Source organism: Streptomyces sp. (genome assembly GCF_035644915.1).
Taxonomy (GTDB): Bacteria; Actinomycetota; Actinomycetes; order Streptomycetales; family Streptomycetaceae; genus Streptomyces.
Window position 1 is genome coordinate 1 of record NZ_DASQNP010000129.1, and the last position, 21,016, is coordinate 21,016.

At 74.9% G+C, this 21,016-nt stretch carries 16 protein-coding genes and 1 pseudogene; 6 read left to right on the forward strand and 11 right to left on the reverse strand.

Annotation, left to right across the window (positions count from 1 at the left end; all coding sequences use genetic code 11):
* The first annotated feature begins 190 nt into the window (after positions 1–190).
* Positions 191–385: a hypothetical protein gene (locus VE546_RS14645; RefSeq protein WP_324922356.1), complete on the forward strand. Its 195-nt coding sequence runs from the start codon at positions 191–193 to the stop codon at positions 383–385.
* A gap of 103 nt (positions 386–488) precedes the next feature.
* Here VE546_RS14645 and VE546_RS14650 read toward each other — a convergent pair whose 3' ends face one another.
* The 3 genes from VE546_RS14650 to VE546_RS14660 are packed head-to-tail and all read right to left on the reverse strand — an operon-like array spanning position 489 to position 3,726.
* Positions 489–1,340, reverse strand: coding sequence for a sugar phosphate isomerase/epimerase family protein (locus tag VE546_RS14650; protein ID WP_324922358.1), 852 nt, complete (start codon positions 1,338–1,340; stop codon positions 489–491).
* Positions 1,337–2,560, reverse strand: coding sequence for a dihydrodipicolinate synthase family protein (locus tag VE546_RS14655; protein ID WP_324922360.1), 1,224 nt, complete (start codon positions 2,558–2,560; stop codon positions 1,337–1,339). Before VE546_RS14655 ends, VE546_RS14650 begins: the two co-directional genes overlap by 4 nt.
* Complete coding sequence (locus tag VE546_RS14660; protein WP_324922362.1) at positions 2,557–3,726, reverse strand: Gfo/Idh/MocA family oxidoreductase; 1,170 nt, start codon at positions 3,724–3,726, stop codon at positions 2,557–2,559. The genes VE546_RS14655 and VE546_RS14660 overlap by 4 nt, the downstream gene beginning before the upstream one ends.
* Positions 3,727–3,833: 107 nt before the next feature.
* Here VE546_RS14660 and VE546_RS14665 point away from each other — a divergent pair, with 107 nt between their 5' ends.
* Complete coding sequence (locus VE546_RS14665) at positions 3,834–4,961, forward strand: LacI family DNA-binding transcriptional regulator (protein ID WP_324922364.1); 1,128 nt, start codon at positions 3,834–3,836, stop codon at positions 4,959–4,961.
* Between the two features lie 125 nt (positions 4,962–5,086).
* Here the strand turns inward: VE546_RS14665 and VE546_RS14670 are convergent, their stop codons facing one another.
* Positions 5,087–6,550: a S28 family serine protease gene (locus VE546_RS14670; protein WP_324922366.1), complete on the reverse strand. Its 1,464-nt coding sequence runs from the start codon at positions 6,548–6,550 to the stop codon at positions 5,087–5,089.
* A 298-nt stretch (positions 6,551–6,848) separates the two neighbouring features.
* Positions 6,849–7,361: pseudogene (locus tag VE546_RS14675) on the reverse strand (class I SAM-dependent methyltransferase); the annotation flags it as partial.
* On the opposite strand from VE546_RS14675, the gene VE546_RS14680 reads away from it, so the two are divergent.
* Positions 7,275–7,781, forward strand: coding sequence for an NUDIX domain-containing protein (locus tag VE546_RS14680; protein ID WP_324922368.1), 507 nt, complete (start codon positions 7,275–7,277; stop codon positions 7,779–7,781). The pseudogene VE546_RS14675 and the gene VE546_RS14680 sit on opposite strands and share 87 nt — an antisense overlap.
* Positions 7,782–7,824: 43 nt before the next feature.
* On the opposite strand, the gene VE546_RS14685 is transcribed toward VE546_RS14680, so the two are convergent.
* The 3 genes from VE546_RS14685 to VE546_RS14695 all read right to left on the reverse strand — a co-directional run bounded on the left by VE546_RS14685 (position 7,825) and on the right by VE546_RS14695 (position 13,505).
* Positions 7,825–11,700 (reverse strand): ABC transporter ATP-binding protein, encoded by a 3,876-nt coding sequence (locus tag VE546_RS14685; RefSeq protein WP_324922370.1) that lies wholly within the window; start codon positions 11,698–11,700, stop codon positions 7,825–7,827.
* A gap of 480 nt (positions 11,701–12,180) precedes the next feature.
* Positions 12,181–12,537 carry a hypothetical protein gene (locus VE546_RS14690; RefSeq protein WP_324922372.1) on the reverse strand — a complete coding sequence of 119 codons (357 nt, stop codon included), beginning with the start codon at positions 12,535–12,537 and terminating at the stop codon, positions 12,181–12,183.
* A gap of 368 nt (positions 12,538–12,905) precedes the next feature.
* Complete coding sequence (locus tag VE546_RS14695; RefSeq protein ID WP_414720486.1) at positions 12,906–13,505, reverse strand: LysE family translocator; 600 nt, start codon at positions 13,503–13,505, stop codon at positions 12,906–12,908.
* An 884-nt stretch (positions 13,506–14,389) separates the two neighbouring features.
* On the opposite strand from VE546_RS14695, the gene VE546_RS14700 reads away from it, so the two are divergent.
* Entirely contained in the window at positions 14,390–15,727 is a 1,338-nt protein-coding gene (locus VE546_RS14700; RefSeq protein ID WP_324922375.1) for a PLP-dependent aminotransferase family protein, read from the forward strand.
* Between the two features lie 27 nt (positions 15,728–15,754).
* Here VE546_RS14700 and speB read toward each other — a convergent pair whose 3' ends face one another.
* Entirely contained in the window at positions 15,755–16,723 is a 969-nt protein-coding gene (speB, locus tag VE546_RS14705; RefSeq protein WP_324922376.1) for an agmatinase, read from the reverse strand.
* A 150-nt stretch (positions 16,724–16,873) separates the two neighbouring features.
* Here speB and VE546_RS14710 point away from each other — a divergent pair, with 150 nt between their 5' ends.
* Positions 16,874–17,668, forward strand: a complete 795-nt coding sequence (locus tag VE546_RS14710) for a phosphatase (RefSeq protein ID WP_324922377.1) — start codon at positions 16,874–16,876, stop codon at positions 17,666–17,668.
* A 510-nt stretch (positions 17,669–18,178) separates the two neighbouring features.
* Complete coding sequence (erm, locus tag VE546_RS14715; protein ID WP_414720487.1) at positions 18,179–18,976, forward strand: ErmE/ErmH/ErmO/ErmR family 23S rRNA (adenine(2058)-N(6))-methyltransferase; 798 nt, start codon at positions 18,179–18,181, stop codon at positions 18,974–18,976.
* 44 nt (positions 18,977–19,020) lie between these two features.
* Here the strand turns inward: erm and VE546_RS14720 are convergent, their stop codons facing one another.
* Together VE546_RS14720 and VE546_RS14725 are read right to left on the reverse strand one after the other, a co-directional pair.
* Positions 19,021–20,178, reverse strand: a complete 1,158-nt coding sequence (locus VE546_RS14720) for an acyl-CoA dehydrogenase family protein (protein WP_324922380.1) — start codon at positions 20,176–20,178, stop codon at positions 19,021–19,023.
* Between the two features lie 116 nt (positions 20,179–20,294).
* Positions 20,295–20,966 (reverse strand): TetR/AcrR family transcriptional regulator, encoded by a 672-nt coding sequence (locus VE546_RS14725; RefSeq protein ID WP_324922381.1) that lies wholly within the window; start codon positions 20,964–20,966, stop codon positions 20,295–20,297.
* Positions 20,967–21,016: the final 50 nt, after the last annotated feature.

Below are 21,016 nucleotides of genomic sequence, written 5' to 3' on the forward strand. Positions count from 1 at the left end.
GTGCGGCCGACACCAGCTATGACCCACGACGCTCCGGAAGGGTTGCACGGCGGGACGTAATTTTTTTCACGGGTTCTCCGGCGGCCGTGCGGCCAGGTGGACGCCGGGTGGATTCGGCGCGGGTCTGGGTACCCGGCAAGAGCTTCGACCGGTGTCCCCGAGCGGACCAGAGCAGCGAAGGAGGAGGCGCATGAGCGGGTGGACGCCCTCCCAGGCCGAGGGCGAGCGGGACGACGACGAGGGCGTCGACCAGTCCCGCGGGCTGAGTGAGCGGCACGCCGCCGAGCGGGCCGCGGGGACCGGCGGCGAACCCCGGACGCCGTCCCAGGCCGAGGGCGGCCGCGCGGACGAGGAGGCGGCCGAGCAGGACCGCGGCGAGCGGTGAGACCGCCGTCGCCGCCCGGCGTCCGGGCGGCGACGGCGGCGGACCGGCGCGGTGAGCGGCGCGACAGGGCTCACCGCGCCGGGGTCCTTTCGGGACGCGCCCCTCACAGCACGTGGGCGCGGTAGCGCTCCACCGTCTCCGCCAGGGCTTCGCGGCCGTCGCGGGCCCACAGCTCCTCGTTGAAGATCTCCACCTCGGTCCAGCCCCGGTAGCCGGCCGCCTCCACCAGGTTCCGCCACACGCGGAAGTCGACCGAGCCGTCCCCGGGCAGGCCGCGGCCCAGCAGGACGCCCGCCGGGAGCGGGGTGCACCAGTCCGCGAGCTGGAAGGCGGCGATGCGGCCGTCCCCGCCCGCCCGGGCGACCTGGGCGGGCGCCCGGTCGTCCCACCAGACGTGGTAGGTGTCCACGACCACGCCGACCTGGTCGGCCGGGAAGCGTTCGGCCAGGTCGAGGGCCTGGCCGAGGGTGGAGACCACGCAGCGGTCCGAGGCGAACATCGGGTGCAGCGGCTCGATGGCCAGCCGCACCCCGCGCTCGGCGGCGTACGGGGCCAGCTCGGCCAGCGCGTCGGCGATCCGCTCGCGGGCGCCGGACAGGTCGCGGTCGCCGGGCGGGAGGCCGCCGGAGACCAGGACCAGGGTGTCGGTGCCGACCCCGGCCGCCTCGTCCACCGCCGCCCGGTTGTCGTCGAGCGCCCTGGTCCGCTCGGCCGGGTCGGTGGCGGTGAGGAAGCCGCCGCGGCAGAGGCTGGTGACCGTCAGCCCCGCGTCCCGCACCAGGCGTGCCGTGGCCGCCACGCCGTACGCCCGGACGGGGTCCCGCCACAGGCCGACGCCGCCGATGCCCAGCTCGGTGCACGCGGCGGCCAGGTCGGGCAGGGAGAGCTGCCTGACGGTCTCCTGGTTGATGGAGAAGCGGGCGAGCCCGCCGCCGGTGTCCGCCGGGGCGCTCACGCCGTCACCCCGTACACCGCCAGGAGGTGCCGCATCCGGGACTCGGCCAGCCCCGGGTCGGGGAACAGCCCGAGCGAGTCGGCCAGCTCGTACGCCCGCGCCAGGTGGGGCAGCGAGCGCGCGGACTGCAGCCCGCCGACCATGGCGAAGTGCTCCTGGTGCCCGGCCAGCCAGGCCAGGAGGACCACGCCGGTCTTGTAGTAGCGGGTGGGCGCCCGGAACAGGTGGCGGGACAGCTCGACGGTGGGGTCCAGCAGGGCGCGGAAGCCCGCCCGGTCGCCGGTGTCCAGCACCCGTACGGCCTCGGCGGCCAGCGGGCCCAGCGGATCGAAGATGCCCAGCAGGGCGTGGCTGAAGCGTCCTCCGGCGGCGGGCTCCTCGCCCGCGATCAGCTCGGGGTAGTGGAAGTCGTCGCCGGTGTAGCAGCGCACCCCGTCGGGGAGGCGGCGGCGCAGCTCGGCCTCGCGGCGCGCGTCCAGCAGCGAGACCTTGACGCCGTCGACCCGGTCGGGGTGCTCGGCGATGACGGCGAGGAGGGTCTCGGTGGCGGTGTCCAGGTCCTCGCTGCCCCAGTAGCCGGCCAGCGCCGGGTCGAACATCGGGCCGAGCCAGTGGAGGATCACCGGTTCGGACGCCTGGCGCAGCAGCCGGCCGTAGACCTCCAGGTAGTCCTCGGGTCCGCGGGCGAGGGCGGCCAGGGCGCGGGAGGCCATCACGATCGCCTGGGCACCGGCCTCCTCCACCACGGCGAGCTGCTCCTCGTAGGCGGCGCGGATCTCCGCCAGGGAGCCGGCGGGCCCGGTGAGCTGGTCGGTGCCGACGCCGCAGGCGATGCGGCCCCCGCAGGCGGCGGCCTCGGCGGCCGAGCGGCGGATCAGTTCGGCGGCGGTGGTCCAGTCCAGGCCCATGCCGCGCTGGGCGGTGTCCATGGCCTCGGCGACGCCGAGCCCGTGGGACCACAGGTGGCGGCGGAAGGCGAGCGTGGCGTCCCAGTCCAGGGCGGCCGGGCCGCCGGGCGCGGGGGCACCCCCGGCGTGGCCGGGGGTAGGGGCCTCCCCGGCGTGGCCAGGGGAAGGGTCGGCGAAGGGGTCGGCGACGACGTGGGCGGCGGCGAACACCGTGCGGGAGACCGGCGGCGGGCCCCCGGCGGCGGGCACCGAGGGCTCGGTGCGGGGGGTGTGGACGCGCAAGGCGCCGGAGGCGTCGGGCAGGCGGATCACAGGCTCAGCTCCGGTACGTCCAGGCGGCGGCCCTCGGCGGCCGAGGCCAGGCCCAGTTCGGCGAGCTGGACGCCGCGGGCGCCGGCCAGCAGGTCCCAGGCGTACGGCTCGTCCCGCACCACGTGGCGCAGGAACAGCTCCCACTGGGCCCTGAAGCCGTTGGGGAACTCCTCGCCCTCCTCGTTGTTGTCCGGCACCTCCTGCCACTGGGCGCGGTAGGACTCGGTGACGGGCAGGTCCGGGTTCCACACCGGCCTGGGGGTGACCGAGCGGTGCTGGACGCGGCAGGTGCGCAGCCCGGCGACGGCCGAGCCCTCGGTGCCGTCGACCTGGAACTCCACCAGCTCGTCGCGGTGGACGCGCACGGCCCAGGAGGAGTTGATCTGGGCGACGATGCCGCCGTCGAGCTGGAAGATGCCGTACGCGGCGTCGTCCGCGGTGGCCTCGTAGGGCTTGCCCCGCTCGTCCCAGCGCTGCGGGATGTGGGTGGCGGTGACGGCCTGGACGGTGCGCACCGGGCCGAACAGCCCGTGCAGCACGTACTCCCAGTGCGGGAACATGTCCACCACGATGCCGCCGCCGTCCTCGGCCCGGTAGTTCCACGAGGGCCGCTGGGCCTGCTGCCAGTCGCCCTCGAAGACCCAGTAGCCGAACTCGCCGCGCACCGACAGGATCCGGCCGAAGAAACCGCCGTCGATCAGGCGCTTGAGCTTGCGCAGGCCCGGCAGGAAGAGCTTGTCCTGCACGACGCCGTGCTTGATCCCCGCGTCGCGGGCGAGCCGGGCCAGGGCGAGGGCGCCGTCGAGGCCGGTGGCGGTGGGCTTCTCGGTGTAGACGTGCTTGCCCGCCGCGACGGCCTTGCGGACGGCGGCCTCCCGGGCGGAGGTGACCTGGGCGTCGAAGTAGATCTCGACGGAGTCGTCGGCCAGGACGGCGTCGAGGTCGCAGCTCACGGCCGCCGGGTCGAGTCCGTGCCGCTCGGCGATGGCCTTCAGGGCGTGCTCACGGCGGCCGACGAGGACGGGCTCGGGCCACAGCACGTCACCGTCGCCGAGGTCCAGTCCGCCCTGCTCGCGGATGGCGAGGATGGAGCGGACCAGATGCTGGCGGTACCCCATCCGGCCGGTGACGCCGTTCATGGCGATCCGTACGACCCTGCGTGTCATGAGCGGTTCCCTCTCGCCCTAGAAAGCGCTTTCTATCCCTGAGCAAGCTAGCCTGCCCACAGCACCCAGGACAAGACCCGCAGACAACACCCGCACCGGAGGACTGAATGGCAGTGACGCTGGCGGATGTGGCGGCCCGGGCCGGGGTCTCGGCGGCCACCGTCTCGCGCGTACTCAGCGGCAACTATCCGGTGGCGGGAGCCACCCGGAGCCGGGTGCTGCGCGCGGTGGAGGAGCTGGAGTACGTCGTCAACGGACCGGCCAGCGCGCTGGCCGCCGCGACCTCGGACCTCGTCGGCGTCCTCGTCAACGACATCGCCGACCCCTTCTTCGGCATCATGGCAAGCGCCGTCCAGTCGGAGATGGAACCGGAGAAGGCGGGCCGGAAGCTGGCGGTCGTGTGCAACACCGGCGGCTCCCCCGAGCGCGAGCTGACCTACCTCACGCTCCTCCAGCGCCAGCGCGCCGCCGCCGTGGTCCTCACCGGCAGCGCGGTCGAGGACGAGGAGCACACCTCGGCGCTGGCCGCCCGGCTGCGCCGGCTGGCCGAGGCCGGCACCCGGGTCGTGCTGTGCGGCAGGCCGCCGCTGCCGGAGGCGGACGGCGGGGCGGACGAGGGGAACGGGAAGCGCGAGGCGGACGGCGGGAAGGGCGAGGAGGACGGGAAGCGCGCGGCGGCGCCGGTCACCGTGGCCTTCGACAACCGCGGCGGCGCCCGCCGGCTGACCGAGCACCTCCTGGCCCTCGGCCACCGCCGCATCGGCTACGTGGCGGGCCCGGTCGAGCGCACCACCACCCGGCACCGCCTGGAGGGCCACCGGGCGGCGCTGGCCGACCACGACCCGGCACTCCTGGCCGACGCCGGGCGCCTCACCGTGCACGGCGCCTACGACCGCTCCTCCGGCTACGACGGCGCCCTGGAGCTGCTGCGCCGCGAACCGGACCTGACGGCCGTCCTGGCCGCCAACGACACCGTCGCCCTCGGCGTCTGCGCCGCCCTGCGCGACCGGGGCCTGCGCATCCCCGAGGACGTGTCCGTGGCGGGCTTCGACGACCTGCCGTTCAGCGCGGACGCCGCCCCCGCCCTGACCACCGTCCGCATCCCGCTCCACGAGGCGGGCGCCCGTGCCGGACGGCTGGCGCTGGGCCGCGAGCCGGCGCCCCCCGGCGGCGTGGCGACCGTCCGCACCGAGCTGATGGCCCGCGCCTCCACCGCGCCGCCGCGCGCCGACTGACGCCCTCGACCGGCTCCCTGGGCCGGTTCCCCCGGCGGGCGCGCCGCCGAACGCGCCCCCGGACGCACCGGTGGGCGCGACCGGAGGTCCGGTCGCGCCCACCGTCGTCGGGGCGGTCGGGCGCCCTAGGGGCGCAGCATCCGCCGGTCGGCCTGCTCCGCCCGGTCGAGCTTCGCGTCGTACGGCGCGAGCGGCGCCGCCTTCCGCGCCGCCGGCACCTCGGCGTCCAGGCCCGCCCACTCAAGGAGGGCGGCGGTGGCGACGGCCCGGTCGTCCTCCTTGAGGCCGGCGATGTTCGCGCCGTGGTTGGCGCCGGGCGCGGTGAAGACGTGGGAGTCCTCGCTGCCGCGGCCCAGGCGGAAGGGCTCCGCCCCCCACGGGTCGTTCTCGCCGTAGACGAACAGCATCCGCTCGGCGTCCGTGCGCACCCACCTGTCGATGTCCCGCATGGCCTTCCTGTCGAAGCTCATCGGGATGTCGCGCGGCACGTAGGAGCGCGGGTCGTAGATGCCCGGGTAGCGCAGCAGTCCGTCCAGGTGCGGGGTGGCGAACTGCGGCGAGCCGAGCTGGGTGCCCGCCTGGTAGAAGTACGGCGTGTAGTACTCCAGGCCCTGGTCGGTGTAGAAGGAGAAGCCCGACACCTCGTCGACGAAGGCGTACAGCTCGTCGGTGCTCGCGGTCGCCGGGGGCACCTCGCCGCAGTCGGCCTCCGAGCCGTACTGCCACCAGGCCCACACCAGGTCCAGGGCGACGTTCTCGAACGCCTTGTCGGCGCTGCCGACCACCTCGAAGGTGTGGCCCTCCTGCTCGGCCCACGCCTCGTAGCGGGCCACGATCTCGTCGCGGCGCACGAAGACCTCGCGCTGCACGGCGTTCAGCCGGTCGCGGCACTCCTTGGTGGAGACGGTGGCGAAGAACTCGTCGTAGGCCGAGTCCTCCTCGTTGTTCACGTCGTTGGGCGCGACGTAGGCGACCGTGCCGTCCATGTCGTGCGGGTAGAAGCGGCGGTAGTAGGTGGCCGTCATCCCGCCCTTGCTGCCGCCGGTGGAGATCCACTCCTCGTCGTAGATCCGGTGCAGGGCGCGGAAGATGCGGTGCTGGTCGCTGGCCGCCTGCCAGATGTCGAGCGTGGACCAGTCGGCGGGCTGGGGCCGCGAGGGGGTGAAGAACCGGTACTCCATGGAGACCTGGTTGCCGTCCGTGATCCGCGTCGGCTCGCTGCGCGCCGGGTTGGTGTTCAGCCCGTAGCCGGAGGTGTGGAAGACGGTGGGCCGGTCCTCGTCCTTGTGCAGCACCGTCAGGCGCTGCTGGAAGGTGCCCTTCCAGGGCCTGTGGTGGTCGACCGGCTGACGGTAGTTCAGCACGAAGAAGCGGTAGCCCTCGACCGGCTTCTCCTCGATGAGGCTCATGCCCGGTATCGCGAGGATGCGGTCCTTGATGTCGGCCTTGATGTCGGCTCCGCCGACTCCGCCGGGTCTGTCGGCTCCGTCGGCCCCGGCCGCGGTGGCGGCCCCCGCCGACGCGCCGCCGGCGCTGACGGTGCCGATGAGCACCAGCAGGGTCAGCAGCGCTCTGAGCGCCTTGCGCATGTGTGCCCTCCCCTGGGCTTGTCCTCGAACGCCGCGAACCTATCCGGCGCGGCACGGCGCCGCCAGACCCCGCGTCGCGTCCGCCGCCCCCGGTGCCTGTCCCGGGGCCGACGGGCCCGGAACAGCGCGTGTCCGCCGTCGCCCTCCGGGGACGGACTCCTCGTGCTCCACCACATCGCGGCCCACCGCCCGGCCGGTTCCCGTCGCCACCGGTCCACGCCGTGTGGCCGACGGTGGCGAGCAGCACCCCGCCGGGCCGCTGCGCGGACGCGACGCGCCCCAGCAGCGGCGGCTGCTCGTCGAGGGGGACGTGGATGGGGGCGTGGAAGCAGGCGGCCGCGTCGAACGAGGCCGCGGGGAAGCCGACTTCGGTGGCGTCGGCGCACACGAAGGCGGCACCCGGCACCAGGCGACGGGCCCGCTCGATCTGCACCTCCCGCGGTCCACTCCGGTGACGGCGTGGCCGGCCGTGCTCGGCGGACGCGCCACCGGCGCCCCGCCCGGCCGCAGCCGAGGCCGGGCACGGAGCCGCCGGCGGGGAGCCGCTCGCGCGGGTCCGCCGGCCAGGGCCCGTACCGGCCCTCGCCGTCGTCGGCGCGGTGGTGCGCCGGGACGGTGTCGTGGCCGCGCCGCACGACCTCCTTGGGACCGGATCCGGTCGTCCACCGCACGGTGGTGACCGGTTGCCGCGTGCCGCGAGCGGTTTCGCGCGTACGCTCCGCCCATGACCGACACCACGACCGATGCCACGACCGACGGACCGGTCCCGCTGGCCCGCGGGCCGCTGGGGATGGAACTGCTGGGCTTCCACCGGGAGCCGGAGGACGCCCTCTTCGACGACGCGCGCGTGGGCTACGTCCTGGTGGCCCTGTGGCACCGGGGGCGGCTGCTGATGGTGCGGGTGCGCGGACGCGACTGCTGGGAGCTGCCGGGCGGCGGCATCGAGCCCGGGGAGACGCCCCGTCAGGCGGCCGTACGGGAGCTGTGGGAGGAGACCGGCCAGACGGTGGCGCCGGAGCGGCTGCGGTTCGCCGGCTTCGCCCGGACCGCGCTCGGCCCCGAGCGGCGGGTGCTGTACGGCGCCCTGTACACCGCCGAGGCGGACGAGGCGGCGCCGTTCGCGCCCACCGAGGAGATCGCCGCGATCCACTGGCGGGACGGCGAGGAGCCGCTGGCGGGCGGGCAGGTGCAGACGGTGGACGAGTACCTGGCGGCGCTCTGCCGCCCCTGACCGCCGTGCCCGGGCGGGGCCGCGCGGGCACGGCGGGACGCCCTCACGCCGCCGCGGGCTCCGCCTCCCCCGCGTAGGTGCGCCACAGTTCCGCGTACCGCCCGTCGCGCGCCAGCAGTTCCGCGTGGGTGCCGTCCTCCACCACCCGGCCGTGGTCCAGGACGATCACCCGGTCGGCGCGGGCGGCCGTGGTCAGGCGGTGGGCGACGACCAGGGTGGTGCGGCGGCCCGCCAGACGGTCGGTGGCCTGGTTGACCAGCGCCTCCGTCGCCAGGTCGAGCGCGGCGGTGGCCTCGTCCAGCAGCAGGATGTCGGGCCGCACCAGTTCGGCGCGGGCCAGGGCGATCAACTGCCGCTGCCCGGCCGAGAGGTTGCGGCCGCGTTCGGCCACCGGGTGGAGGTAGCCGCCGGAGAGGGTGGCGATCATGTCGTGCGCGCCGACCGCCCGCGCCGCGGCCTCCACCTCGGCGTCCGAGGCGTCGGGGCGGCCGTAGGCGATGGCGTCGCGCACGGTGCCCGGGAAGAGGTACGGCTCCTGCGGCACCACCCCGAGCCGGTGCCGGTAGCCGGGCAGGTCGAGTTCGCGCAGGTCCACCCCGTCCACGCGGACGGTGCCCGAGGTCGGGTCGTAGAACCGGGCCACCAGCTTGACCAGCGTGGACTTGCCCGCGCCCGTCTCGCCGACGAAGGCGACCGTCTGCCCGGCGGGGATCGTCAGGTCGATGCCGGACAGCGCCTCCTCCCCGTCCCCGGCGCCCCCCGCGCTCCCGTAGCGGAAGTGCACGTCCTCGAAGGTGATCTCACCGCGCAGCCTCCCCACCGCGCGGGGCCGCCGCGGCGCCGGCGTCGTCGTCGGCTCGCGCAGCAGCTCCTGGACGCGGCCGAGCGAGACGACGGCCTGCTGGTAGCCGTCGAAGACCTGCGAGAGCTGCTGCACGGGGGCGAAGAACAGCTCGATGTAGAGCAGGTACGCCACCAGCGCGCCCGCCGTCAGCGTGCCGGCGCCCACCCGGTGCGCGCCGACGACCAGGACGGCGGCGGTGGCCAGGGAGGCGAGGAACTGGATGAAGGGGAAGTAGACCGAGATCAGCCACTGGCCGTGGACGCGCGCCTGCCGGTAGCCGTCGCTGCGCTCGGCGAAGCGCTGGGCGTCCCGGCGCTCGCGGCGGAACGCCTGCACGATCCGCAGGCCCGCGACGCCCTCCTGGAGGCCGGCGTTGACGCCGCTCACGCGCTCGCGCGCCAGCTCGTACGCCTTCAGGCTCTTGCGGCGGAAGACGATCGTGCCGACGACCAGCGGCGGCAGGGTCGCCAGGACCACCAGCGCCAGCCCGGCGTCGATGACGACGAGGGCGACCATGATGCCGAAGAAGGTCAGCACCGCGACGATCGCCTGGACCAGGCCGGTCTGCAGGAAGGTCGTCATCGCGTCGACGTCGGTGGTCATCCGGGTCATGATCCTCCCGGTCAGCTCGCGCTCGTAGTAGTCGAGCCCGAGGCGCTGGAGGTGGGCGAAGATCTTGACGCGGAGGGTGTAGAGGATCCGCTCGCCGGTGCGGCCGATGGCACGGGTCTCGCCGATCTGCGCGGCCCACTGGACGAGCACGACCAGCAGGGCGAGCCCGGAGGCGACCCAGACCGCGCCGAGCGCCGCCCGCTGGACGCCCTCGTCGATGCCGTGCCGGACCAGGACGGGCAGCAGCAGCCCGGCAACGGCGTCGACGACGACCAGCAGCAGGCTCACCAGCAGCGGCGCGCGGAAGCCGCGCAGCAGGTGGCGCAGCCCGTAGGCGGACTCGGGGGCGGCGGCGCGCTCCTCGTCGACGTCGGGGGTGTCGGTGGCGGGCGGCAGGGCGGCCACCTTGGCGAGCAGTTCCGGAGTGGCCGGGCTTCCGGCGAGGGCGCCCGCGAAGCCGGGGCCGCCGCCGGTGGCGGGCGGGGGCGAGCCGGGGCCCGTGCCGGCGGTGTCCTCCGGGTCCCCCTCGCGGATCCACAGCTCGGGGGTGATGCCGTCGACCCGTCCGTCGGCGCCGTCGGCCGGGCCGGTGCCGTCGGCCGGGCCGGTGCCGTCGGTGCGGCCGGTGCCGTCGCCGTCCGAGGCGGCCCGGGCGGCCAGTCCGGCCGGGTCGCGCTCGACGTCCCCCAGCTCGTCGGGGTCGCTGAGCAGCCGCCGGTACAGCTCGCAGCGCTCCTGGAGCTCGGCGTCCGTGCCGACGTCCACCAGCCGCCCGCCGTCGAGGACGGCGATGCGGTCGGCGAGGGAGAGGGTGGAGCGGCGGTGGGCGATCAGCAGGGTGGTGCGGCCGGCCATCACCCCGCGCAGCGCCTCGTGGATCTCGTGCTCGACGCGGGCGTCCACGGCGGAGGTGGCGTCGTCCAGGACGAGCAGCCGGGGGTCGGTGAGGATGGCGCGGGCCAGGGCGATGCGCTGCCGCTGGCCGCCGGATAGGGTCAGGCCCTGCTCGCCCACGGGGGTGTCGTAGCCGTCCGGCAGCTCGGAGATGAAGCCGTCGGCCTGGGCGGCGCGCGCCGCCGCCCGGATCTGCTCGTCGGTGGCGTCGGGGTGGCCGTAGGCGATGTTGGCGCGGACGGTGTCGGAGAACAGGAAGCTGTTCTCCGGGACCAGGCCGATGGCCGCGCGCAGCGAGTCGAAGGTCAGGTCGCGCACGTCGTGGCCCCCGATCCGGACCGCGCCGGAGGTGACGTCGTAGAAGCGCGGCAGCAGCAGCGAGACGGTGGACTTGCCGCTGCCGGAGGTGCCGACGACGGCGACGGTCTCGCCCGGTTCGATGCGCAGGGAGAAGTCCTCCAGCACCGGCCGCGCCCCGGGCCGGGTGTCGTAGGAGAAGCCCACGCGGTCGAACTCGACGGTGGCCGGCGCGTCGGCGGGCAGCTCGCGGGCGTCCTCGCTCTCGCGGATCTCCGGTTCGGTGTCGATCAGCTCCAGGACGCGTTCGACGCCCGCCCGCGCCTGCTGGCCCACCGTCAGCATCATGGTCAGCATCCGCACCGGCCCGACGAGCTGGGCGAGGTAGGTGGAGAAGGCGACGAAGGTGCCCAGGGTGATCTGGCCGCGGGTGGCCATCCAGCCGCCGAAGGCGAGCATCGCCACCTGGCCGAGCGCGGGGACGGCCTGGAGGGCGGGGGTGTAGCGGGCGTTGAGCCGCACCGTCCGCAGCCGCGCGGCGAACAGTTCGCGGCCGGCCGCGCGCAGCTTGCCGGTCTCCTGCTCCTCCTGCCCGAACCCCTTGACCACCCGTACGCCGGTGACGGCCCCGTCCACCACCCCGGCCACCACTCCGGCCTGGCTCTGGGCGTACCAGGTGGCGGGGAAGAGCCGGTCGCGGCTGCGCTGGGCGATGAACCACAGGGCGGGCGCCACGGCCAGCGCCACCAGCGTCAGCAGCGGGGAGAGGGTGACCATCACCACCAGCGAGACGGCGAAGAGCAGGACGTTGCCGATCATCATCGGCACCATGAACAGCAGGCCCTGGATGAGCTGGAGATCGCTGGTGGCCCGCCCGACGACCTGCCCGGTGGACAGCTCGTCCTGGCGGCGCCCGTCGAGGCGGGTCAGGGAGCCGTACATCTCGGTGCGCAGGTCGTGCTGGACGTCGAGCGCCAGTCTGCCTCCGTAGAAGCGGCGCACGTACGTCAGCGCGTACACCGCCACCGCGGCGGCGACCAGCAGCCCGATCCACAGCCCGAGGCCGTCGCCCCCGCCGACGACGACGTCGTCGATGACCACCTTGACGACGAGGGGGACGAGGGCCATCACGGTCATTCCGGTGAGCGAGGCGCCCAGGGCCAGCAGCACGTTGCGGCGGTACCGCCAGCAGTACGCGGTCAGCCGCCGCGCCCATCCCGGCTGCCGTGCGTCCCCGGCCTTCCCGCTCTCCGCCGCCTCGGTGCCCGCCACGTGGTTACCTCCCGCTGACCGCAAGTCGCCGTGCGTGACCGTCTGTCACACCGCGTTCACATCGCCGCAGTGATCCAACGCGCGCGGGTGCGCGTTTCATCCCGGCGACACGGAAGTGGGAGCGGGCGTTCCGGCTGCGCCCGGCCGCGGGGAACCGTCCGTTCGCGGCGGTGGCCCGGAGGGCGGGAGGGGCGCGGGGCGGGGGGCCGGAAGGGGTGCGAAGCAGAGGGGGCGCGGCCCGGGGAGCCAGGCATTCTCTCCGGGCCGCGCCCCTGTGCGGGCCGCGGCGGTGACGGGCGGCGGTGTGCCGGTACCCCCCACAGGACCGACTCGCCGTCCGTCCGCTCGTTCGGCCCGTCCCGCGGCGAGGAGGGACCGCGGGACCCGCCGGTGTCGTTCGCGCCGCCTGTTCCGGCGTGCACGGCGCACCGGCCGTCGTACGGGATCCCGGGGGAGGCCGGTCCCGGGATCCCGGAAGGTTCAGAAGCCGGGCGCCTCCCCGCTCCCGGGTCCCCCGGAGGGCTCCGCGCAGACGCCCTCCGCGCCGCTCCCGGCGGTGACGACCACCGGCATGCGGGGCACCGGGCCGCCGGGCACCGGACAGGCCGTCGCCCCGCCGCCGTCCACCGTGACGCATACCAGTTCCGGCGCGGAACGGGCGTCCGGCGCGCCGGCGTGGCAGACGAGCGTGACCGTGCGCTCCGGCGCCTCGGTGAGCACCAGCGCCGACGGCGCCGTGGCCTGCGGGGCGGCGAGCGCCGCCCCGCACAGCGGACCGAGGGCGCCCGCCACCAGCAGGCCGCCGCCCGCCAGGGTGCACTTCACCGCGTTCCGCATGAGGCGTCCTTCCGTTGGGTGTAACGGATAGCGAACGCGAGTCTGTCGAGAACTGCCGCCGAATGCACCTCGATCGATCATTTTCAGTAACGTTGCGTGTTAAATGAGTGGCTTCGCGTGACGTCCCGGCACTCCCGGGGCAGTGGGACTCACCCCCTGACCATCAGCGACGTTGCGACCGTCACCCCGGGCGCATGCGGACACGTACCGCGCACGGTCCGATACGTCCCGTACCAAAGACGGCCGAAATCCATCCGGTACGGGCCCGCCGGAGCGACCGCGGGAGCGCACCGCCTCCTCCCCCGCCCCGGCAACCGGTTGCTCCCGCAACTTCTCCGCGCCGGCCGTCCGCCGCCCGGCCCCGGCCCTCAGGCCGTCGAAGCGGGCCGCGCGTTGTCGACGGCCAGTGCGACGGCCAGGGCCCCCAGGACGGACCCCATGGCGTACCGCTGGACGCGGAGCCAGGAGGGGCGGCGGGCGAGGAAGCCCGCGATCGCGCCGGCGGCCAGGACGATGGCCAGGTTGACCGCCACGCTGACGGCGATCTGGACCGCGCCGAGCACGAGTCCCTGCAAAAGGACGTGTCCCGCCCGCAGGTCGACGAACTGGGGGATGAGCGAGAGGTACATGACGGCGATCTTGGGATTGAGCAGGTTCGTCATCAGCCCCATGGCGAAGAGCCTGCGGGGCGAGTCGTGCGGGACCTCCCGCGGGGCGAACACGGACGTGCCGCCGGGCCTGAGCGCCTGCCAGGCGAGCCACGCCAGATACGCGGCACCGGCCAGCCTGACGGCCGTGTACAGCCCGGGAACGGCCAGGAACACCACCGACAGGCCCAGGTTCGCGGCCACCAGGTAGACCGCGAAGCCGAGCGCGACCCCGCCCAGGGACGTGATCCCGGCGCGCCGTCCCTGGGTGATGCTCCTCGACACCAGGTAGATCATGTTGGGCCCGGGAGTGAGGACCATTCCCAGGGACACCACCGCGACGCCGAGCACGGCGCTCGTTCCGATCACGGACTGATTCCGCCCCTCCGGTGCGCCGCCGCGTTCCCGGAGGAATTCAGCACGACGGACAGGTTGTGAACGATGTCGTGGACGAGAGAACGGGCGGAGAGTCCGACCGTGGGCCCCGCCGCGGGGAATCCGGCGTTCCCGCCGCCCCGTTCGGCGTCCGTCGGGCGGCCGAGTTCCGCGGCCGGCGCACCGGCGGCGCCGACCGCCTCCGGCGCGACGCGCCGCGGCTCCTCCCGGTGGGGCGGCGACCCCGGCCCGTCCGGCCCGCGGTGCGCCGCGCGCTCCGGCGCCCCCGGCGGCCGGTGCCGGAAGAGGAGGCACATGTCGCGCACGCGGCAGCCGTGCTCCAGGGGCGACCAGCCGCTCACGGCGAGCCTTCCGCGCAGGCGAGCCGGTCGTGGTGCCCGGCGAGGATTCCGTACCACCGCGCCGCGCTCTCCCGGAGCAGTTCGGGAATTCTCCACCGGTCCGCACCCGCGGGCACGAATCCGCAGACGGCGCACGAGGAGGACGGCCACCGGTCGTTCCCCCTCCTCGAACTCCCCGAATTCCATGCCGAATCCCGTGGCGCGGTCCACGCCGAATCCCGTACTGGGTTCCGCGCCGGATTCCATGGATTTCCCGGGTTTCCTGGATTTCCCGAATTACCCGGCGGAAGCATGACCCGGCAGGCCCCTCCCCCGACTCCGGCGGTCCGGGCCGCCGATCGCCACAGAGTAATACTTCGTCATAAGCGAGTGCAATATTGATAATTGCACTCGGTGCAATTTCGTGTTTGACTTCGGCGCACCGCTGCGCTCCGGGACCCCGGGCGCCGGCCAGGGGAGGCGGGACGGGTGGACGACTACCGGAAGGTCGCCGATACGGTGGCGGCCGACATCACCGCGGGGCGGCTGAAGCCGGGTGACCGGCTGCCGCCGCAGCGGGAGTTCGCCGGGCGGCACGGCATCGCCGCCTCCACGGCCGCCCGCGTCTACCGGGAACTGGGCCGCCGCGGCCTGACGGTCGGCGAGGTCGGCCGGGGCACCTTCGTCCGGGCGTCCGCCCCGGCGCCGGACCCGGCGCTGGCCGAGCCGGCGGGCCGGCCGGTCGACCTGGGGCTCAACCACCCGGTGGTTCCCGGGCAGGCCGCGCTCCTGACCGCGGGGCTCGGCCCGCTGCTGCGCCCGGACGTCCTGGAGTCCGCCCTGCGGCCCGTCGGCGCCGCGGGTACGGCCGCCGCGCGGGAGGCCGCGGCCGCGCTGCTCTCCCGCGGCGGCTGGCGGCCGGACGCGGACCGGGTGCTGTTCGCCGGCAACGGCCGCCAGGCGATCGCGGCCGCGATCGCCGCCCTGGTCCCGGCGGGCGGGCGGCTGGGCGTCGAGGAGCTGACCTATCCGGTGGTCAAGGCCGTCGCGGCCCGGCTGGGCGTGACGGTCGTCCCGCTGGCCGTGGACGAGGCGGGCCTGGTCCCGGAGGCCGTCGCCGCCGCCCACCGCACCGCGCCGCTGCGGGCCGTCTACCTCCAGCCGACCCTGCACAACCCGCTGGGCCTGGTGATGCCGGAGGGGCGGAGGGCGGAACTGGCGGACGTCCTCGGCGCGTTGGGGGTGCCCGCGATCGAGGACACCGTCTGGGCCTTCCTGCGCGAGGACCTGCCGCCGCTGGCCGCCCTGGCCCCCGAGCGGACCGTCCTCGTCGACAGCCTCTCCAAGCGGCTGGCCCCCGGCCTGACGGTGGGGTTCGCCGTCGTTCCGCGCCCCCTGGTGCCCGCCGTCGCCGCCGCGCTGCGCTCGGGCGGCTGGGGACCCGCGGGGTTCGCCCTGGACGCGGCGGCCCGCTGGCTGGCCGACGGCACCGTGCGCGCCGTCGTCGCGGCCAAGCGGCGCGATGCCGCCGCCCGCCAGGAGATCGCCGCCCGCCATCTGGACGGCTTCGCCGTGCGCGGCGGCCCGCACTCCTACTCCTGCTGGTGGGAGCTGCCGCGCCCGTGGCGGGCGGACACGTTCACGGCCGCCGCGGCCCGGCACGGCATCGCGGTCACCCCCGCGGCGGCGTTCGCCGTCGGCGACTCCCGCGCCCCGGGCGCGGTGCGCCTCGGCCTGGCCTCGCCGCCGCCCGAGGTCCTCGACCGCGCCCTTCGCACCCTCGCCGCCCTGGCGCGGTCGGCGCCGGAGGACCTCGTCACCGAGTGACCGCGGACCGCCTCCCGCGCGGGGGCCTCACGCCCGGTCCGCGGCGATCTGGCGCGCCATGATCGTCGTCAGCTCGTACGCGGTGTGGGAGGCGGCCACCGAGGTGATCTCGGCGTGGTCGTACGCCGGGGCCACCTCCACCACGTCCGCGGAGACCAGCCGGCAGTCGGCCAGGCCGCGCAGGATCTCCAGCAGCTCCCGCGAGGTGAGGCCGCCCGCCTCGGGGGTGCCGGTGCCCGGGGCGTGGGCCGGGTCCAGGACGTCGATGTCGATGGAGACGTACAGCGGGCGGTCGCCGATGCGCTGCCGGAGCTGGTCCACCACCTCGTCCACGCCGCGCCGCATCACGTCGGCGGAGGTGACGATGCCGAAGCCCATCTTGGCGTCGTCGTCCAGGTCCTTCTTCCCGTACAGCGGGCCGCGCGTGCCGACGTGGGAGAGCGCGGAGGTGTCGAGGATGCCCTCCTCCACCGCGCGGCGGAAGGGCGTGCCGTGGGTGTACTCGGCGCCGAAGTAGGTGTCCCAGGTGTCCAGGTGGGCGTCGAAGTGGAGCAGGGCCACGGGGCCGTGCTTCCGGGCCACCGCGCGCAGCAGGGGCAGGGCGATGGTGTGGTCGCCGCCGAGGGTCATCAGGCGGGCGCCGGTCTCCAGCAGGTCCCCGGCCGCCGCCTCGATCGTCTCGACCGCCTCGTTGATGTTGAAGGGGTTCGCCGCGATGTCGCCCGCGTCGGCCACCTGGGCGAGCGCGAAGGGCGAGGCGTCCTGCGCCGGGTTGTAGGGGCGCAGCAGGCGGGACGCCTCGCGGATGGCGTTGCCGCCGAAGCGGGCGCCGGGCCGGTAGGAGACGCCGGAGTCGAAGGGCACCCCGACGACGGCGATGTCGGTGCGGCCGCCCACCTCGTCCAGGCGCGGCAGCCGGGCGAAGGTCGCCGGGCCCGCGAAGCGCGGCACGCGGGAGGAGTCGACGGGGCCACGGGGCTGCTGGTCGGTGCTCATGCGGTCGAGGGTAGGGGCGGGCGGGGCGGGGCCACATGGACGGAACCCACAGCCCGCCGGGGCCTTTTGTACGCCCCGTACAGAACACCGCGGCGACGACGCGGCCCGAGCCGATCGCCCTCCCGGGCGTGCCCGGGAGACAATGCCCCCATGCCGATAACTCCCGCCCCCACCCGCTCCGAGCTGATCGACCACCTCGTGCGCACCCGTATCGCGGGAGACGTCGCCACTCCGCGCGAGAACAACCTGGACCACTACCGCAGACTCGCCAACGGGGACCGGCACTACTGGCTGGGGCTGGAGCTGGGCGAGAGGTGGACCGACGAGCAGGACGTGCTGGCGGTGATGGCCGAGCGCTGCGGCGTCATCGACGACCCCCGGCACCGCCGGGGCCAGGACACCATCGACCCGGAGCTGACCGTCGCCGCCCTGGACCGGGCCGCGGCGCAACTGCGCAAGGCGGCGGACGCCGGGCACCGGGTGCTGTTCGCCACCGGCCATCCGGGAGCGCTGATCGACCTGCACAGCCGGGTGGCGAACGCGCTGCGCCTGGCCGGGTGCGAGATCGTGCGGGTGCCGCTGGGGCTGATCGCGGACCAGGGCGTGGTGGTGCAGCTCGCGGACATCGCGATGCACGAGCGCGGGGCGACGCTGTGGCACACCCACTCCCCCGAGCCGATGACCGCGATCCTGGACGCCCTGGAGCGGGAGGGCGAGCCCCTGCCGGACCTGGTCTTCGCCGACCACGGCTGGGCGGGCTGCGCGGCGCAGCGCGGCATCCTCACCGTCGGTTTCGCCGACTGCAACGACCCGGCGCTCTTCATCGGCGAGGCGGAGGGCACCCTCGCCGTCACCGTCCCCCTGGACGACCACGTGGTCGACCCCCGCTACTACGAGCCCCTGACGGCCTACCTGCTGGACGCGGCGGGCCTGGTGCCCGCGTAGGGCGGGCGCGGCTCCCGCTCCCCCGGCGCGGCCGCCGCACCGCCCCCTCCGGCCGGTGCGGCACAAATCCGGTTGCCCGGCGGCACGGGCGGCCCCTAGCGTCGGCGGCATGTGTTCCGCAGCCTGTGCGGCGGTCACCGACGGGGCGTACGCCGGCGCGCGGCGCACCGGCTGGTGTCCGTCGATGACCCGCCGCCCGCGTGCTCGGCGTCCGGCCCTGGCCCGCCGGGACTCGTCGAGCCTCTGACGCCCGTACGCCCTTCCGCGCCCGCCGTGTGCGTGCGCGGTGAGCGGGCGTGCGCGCCGTCTCCCGGTCCACCGGACCGGGAGGTACCGCGGCACACCCTCACGCCGTACACCCGGCGTCGTCCTTTCCGCGTCCTTTCCGCGCCGTACCTCCCGCGTTCCCGATCCCGTGCGTGCCCAGGGCCCCGGTGTCCCCGTAGACCCGGACAGGCCCCGGCCCTCCGCGCCCGCGCGCCGCCGCGTTCCGCCGGCACGGGCTCCGGCCTGTCCTCCAGCAGAGGACTCGAGCCCGTGGCACGCCGCCGCATCACCCTCTCCCAGAACTTCCTGTACGACACCGCCGCCATCCGCCGCCTCGTGCGCTTCTCCGGGGTCGGGCCCGGTGACCTGGTCGTCGAGCCCGGCGCCGGGGAGGGGCCGGTCACCGCCGTCCTGGCCCGGACCTGCCGCGCGGTGGTGGCCTACGAGATCGACCCCCGCCTGGCCGCCCACCTCGCGCGCCGTTTCGCCGGACGTCCGGGCGTCCGCGCCGTCCGGGGCGACTTCCTGCGGGCCAGGCCGCCGCACGAGCCGTTCGCCGTGGTGGGCAACATCCCGTACTCCCGCACCTCCGCCATCGTGCGGTGGTGCCTGGAGGCTCCCGCGCTGACCTCGGCGACGCTGCTCACCCAGTGGGAGTACGCCCGCAAGCACACCGGGGACTACGGCCGCTGGCCGCTGCTGACGGTGCGCACCTGGCCGGAGTACGACTGGCGGCTGGGCGGCCGGGTCGGGCGCGGGAGCTTCGTGCCGGTGCCGCGCACCGACTCGGGCGTGCTGCGGATCGCACGCCGCCGCGCCCCGCTGCTGCCCCGTCACCGGCTCGCCGCCTACCGGGAGTTCGTCTCGTACGGCTTCACCGGCCTCGGGGGCTCGCTGGCCGCCACGCTGACGCGGCGGTACGGCGGGCGGGCGGTGCGGGCGGCCTGCCGGGAGGCGGGGCTGGACCGGGCCTCGCCGGTGGGGCTGGTGACGCCGGGCCAGTGGCTGGTGCTGTTCGGGGAGTTGGACCGGGGCCGGTAGGCAGGGGTCCGGACCCGGCCCGGGGCCGGGTCCGGACCCCTGCCTCACAGGCCCATGGACTTGGCGATGATGGACCGCATGACCTCGCTGGTGCCGCCGTAGATGCGGGTGACGCGGGTGTCGGCGTAGAGGCGGGAGATCGGGTACTCCCGCATGTAGCCGTAACCGCCGTGGAGCTGGAGGCACTTGTCGATGACCCGCGCCGCCAGCTCGGTGGTGAACAGCTTGGCGGAGGCGGCGTCGGCGGGCGTCAGCTCCCCGGCGTCCAGGGCCTCCAGCGCCCGGTCCACCACCGCCTGCATGGCGTCCACGTCGGCCTTGCAGTCGGCGAGCACGAACTTGGTGTTCTGGAAGGAGGCGACGGGCTTGCCGAAGACCGTGCGGCCCCTGACGTACTCGTGGGCGAAGCGGACGGCGGCCGCGGCCTGGGCGTAGGCGCCTATCGCGATGCCCAGGCGCTCCTGCGGGAGGTTGTGGGTGAGGTAGGAGAACGCCTCGCCCTCCTCGCCGAGCAGGTCCTCCACGGGGACCTTGACGTCGGTGAAGGACAGCTCGGCGGTGTCGGAGGACTTCAGGCCCAGCTTGTCCAGGGAGCGGCCGACGGTGTAGCCCTCGCTCCTGGCGTCCACCACCAGGATGGAGATGCCCGCGCGCCGGTCCTCGGGGGAGGGCGGGGCGGTGCGGCAGCAGACCAGGACGCGGTCGGCCTGCACGCCGCCGGTGATGAAGGTCTTGGCGCCGTTGAGGACGTAGTGCGTGCCGTCCTCCGACAGCTTCGCGGTGGTCCTCATCCCGGCCAGGTCTGAGCCGGTGCCGGGCTCGGTCATGGCGATGGCGGTCATCATCTCGCCGGTGACGAAGGGCGGCAGCCAGCGGCGCTTCTGCTCCTCGGTGGCGTACTTCAGCAGGTAGGGCAGGCACAGCGCCGTGTGGACGCCGGAGCCGCCGAAGCTGACGCCGGCGCGGGCGCACTCCTCCGATATGACGGCGTGGTACTTGAAGCTGGTCTCACCGGCGCCGCCGTACTCCTCGGGCACCTCGATCCCGAAGACGCCCAGCTCCCCGAGCTTCCGGTAGAGGCTGCGGGGGACGTACCCCTGCTTCTCCCACTCGTCGTAGTGGGGGACGACCTCGGCGGCGATGAAGTCGCGGATGGTCTCGCGGAACGCCTCGTGGTCCTCGTTGAACACCGTCCGACGCACGTCTCGCCTCCTGGGGCCGGGCAACTAAGCGCTTGCTCAGCGCAAGCTATCCAAGGGCCGTCCGGCTGTCCAGGGGTGCCGCTGACGTCCGGGCCGGGGTGCGCGCCCGCGCGGCGTCACGCGCCCGCGGCGGCGTCCGCCGGGGCCGCGCCGTCCACGGCGACACCGTTCGCGCCACCGTCCGCGACACCGTTCGCGGCGGCGGCGAAGGCGCCGCGGGCCAGCCGGTGGAGGAGGGCGGCCGTCGTGTCGCGGTCCGGGAGGGCCGAGGGGCGGCTCAGGTGGGGCGTGGAGTTGAGGAGGCCGAAGACGGCGTGCACCGAGGCGCGGGCCTCCTTCTCCGGCAGGACCGGATGGACCTCGCGGACCACCTCGACCCACAGCTCCACGTACTGGCGCTGGAGCTGCCGCACCAGCTTGCGGTCGCTGTCGCGCAGCCGGTCCAGCTCGCGGTCGTGGAGGGTGATCAGGGCGCGGTCGTCGAGCGCGAAGTCGATGTGGCGGCCGATGAGCGCGTCCAGGGTGGCCCCCGGCGCGAGCCCGGCCTCGGCGGACTCCGCCAGGCACCTGCGCCCGCCCGTGTACAGCCGCTCGCTGATGCCGACCAGCAGCTCCGCGAGCATCGCGTCCTTGCCCGCGAAGTGGCGGTAGAGCCCGGGGCCGCTGATGCCGACCGCCGCGCCTATCTCGTCCACCCCGACACCGTGGAAGCCGCGCTCGGCGAACAGACGGGCGGCCTCGCCGAGGATCTGCTCGCGGCGGGTGGGGGCGTCGGTCCTGGTGGTCATGGAGGAAATTGTAGACAGCCACGTTAGTGGGCGTTAACCTGATGGGCAGG

What these genes read in the sequence shown, in the direction of transcription:
- VE546_RS14645 (WP_324922356.1), top strand. Translation starts at nt 191, where the DNA reads ATGAGCGGGTGGACGCCCTCCCAGGCCGAGGGCGAGCGGGACGACGAC.
- VE546_RS14725 (WP_324922381.1), bottom strand. Translation starts at nt 20,966, where the DNA reads ATGACCACCAGGACCGACGCCCCCACCCGCCGCGAGCAGATCCTCGGC.
- VE546_RS14660 (WP_324922362.1), bottom strand. Translation starts at nt 3,726, where the DNA reads ATGACACGCAGGGTCGTACGGATCGCCATGAACGGCGTCACCGGCCGG.
- VE546_RS14665 (WP_324922364.1), top strand. Translation starts at nt 3,834, where the DNA reads ATGGCAGTGACGCTGGCGGATGTGGCGGCCCGGGCCGGGGTCTCGGCG.
- speB (WP_324922376.1), bottom strand. Translation starts at nt 16,723, where the DNA reads ATGAGCACCGACCAGCAGCCCCGTGGCCCCGTCGACTCCTCCCGCGTG.
- VE546_RS14710 (WP_324922377.1), top strand. Translation starts at nt 16,874, where the DNA reads ATGCCGATAACTCCCGCCCCCACCCGCTCCGAGCTGATCGACCACCTC.
- VE546_RS14680 (WP_324922368.1), top strand. Translation starts at nt 7,275, where the DNA reads ATGACCGACACCACGACCGATGCCACGACCGACGGACCGGTCCCGCTG.
- VE546_RS14670 (WP_324922366.1), bottom strand. Translation starts at nt 6,550, where the DNA reads ATGCGCAAGGCGCTCAGAGCGCTGCTGACCCTGCTGGTGCTCATCGGC.
- VE546_RS14695 (WP_414720486.1), bottom strand. Translation starts at nt 13,505, where the DNA reads ATGGTCCTCACTCCCGGGCCCAACATGATCTACCTGGTGTCGAGGAGC.
- VE546_RS14690 (WP_324922372.1), bottom strand. Translation starts at nt 12,537, where the DNA reads ATGCGGAACGCGGTGAAGTGCACCCTGGCGGGCGGCGGCCTGCTGGTG.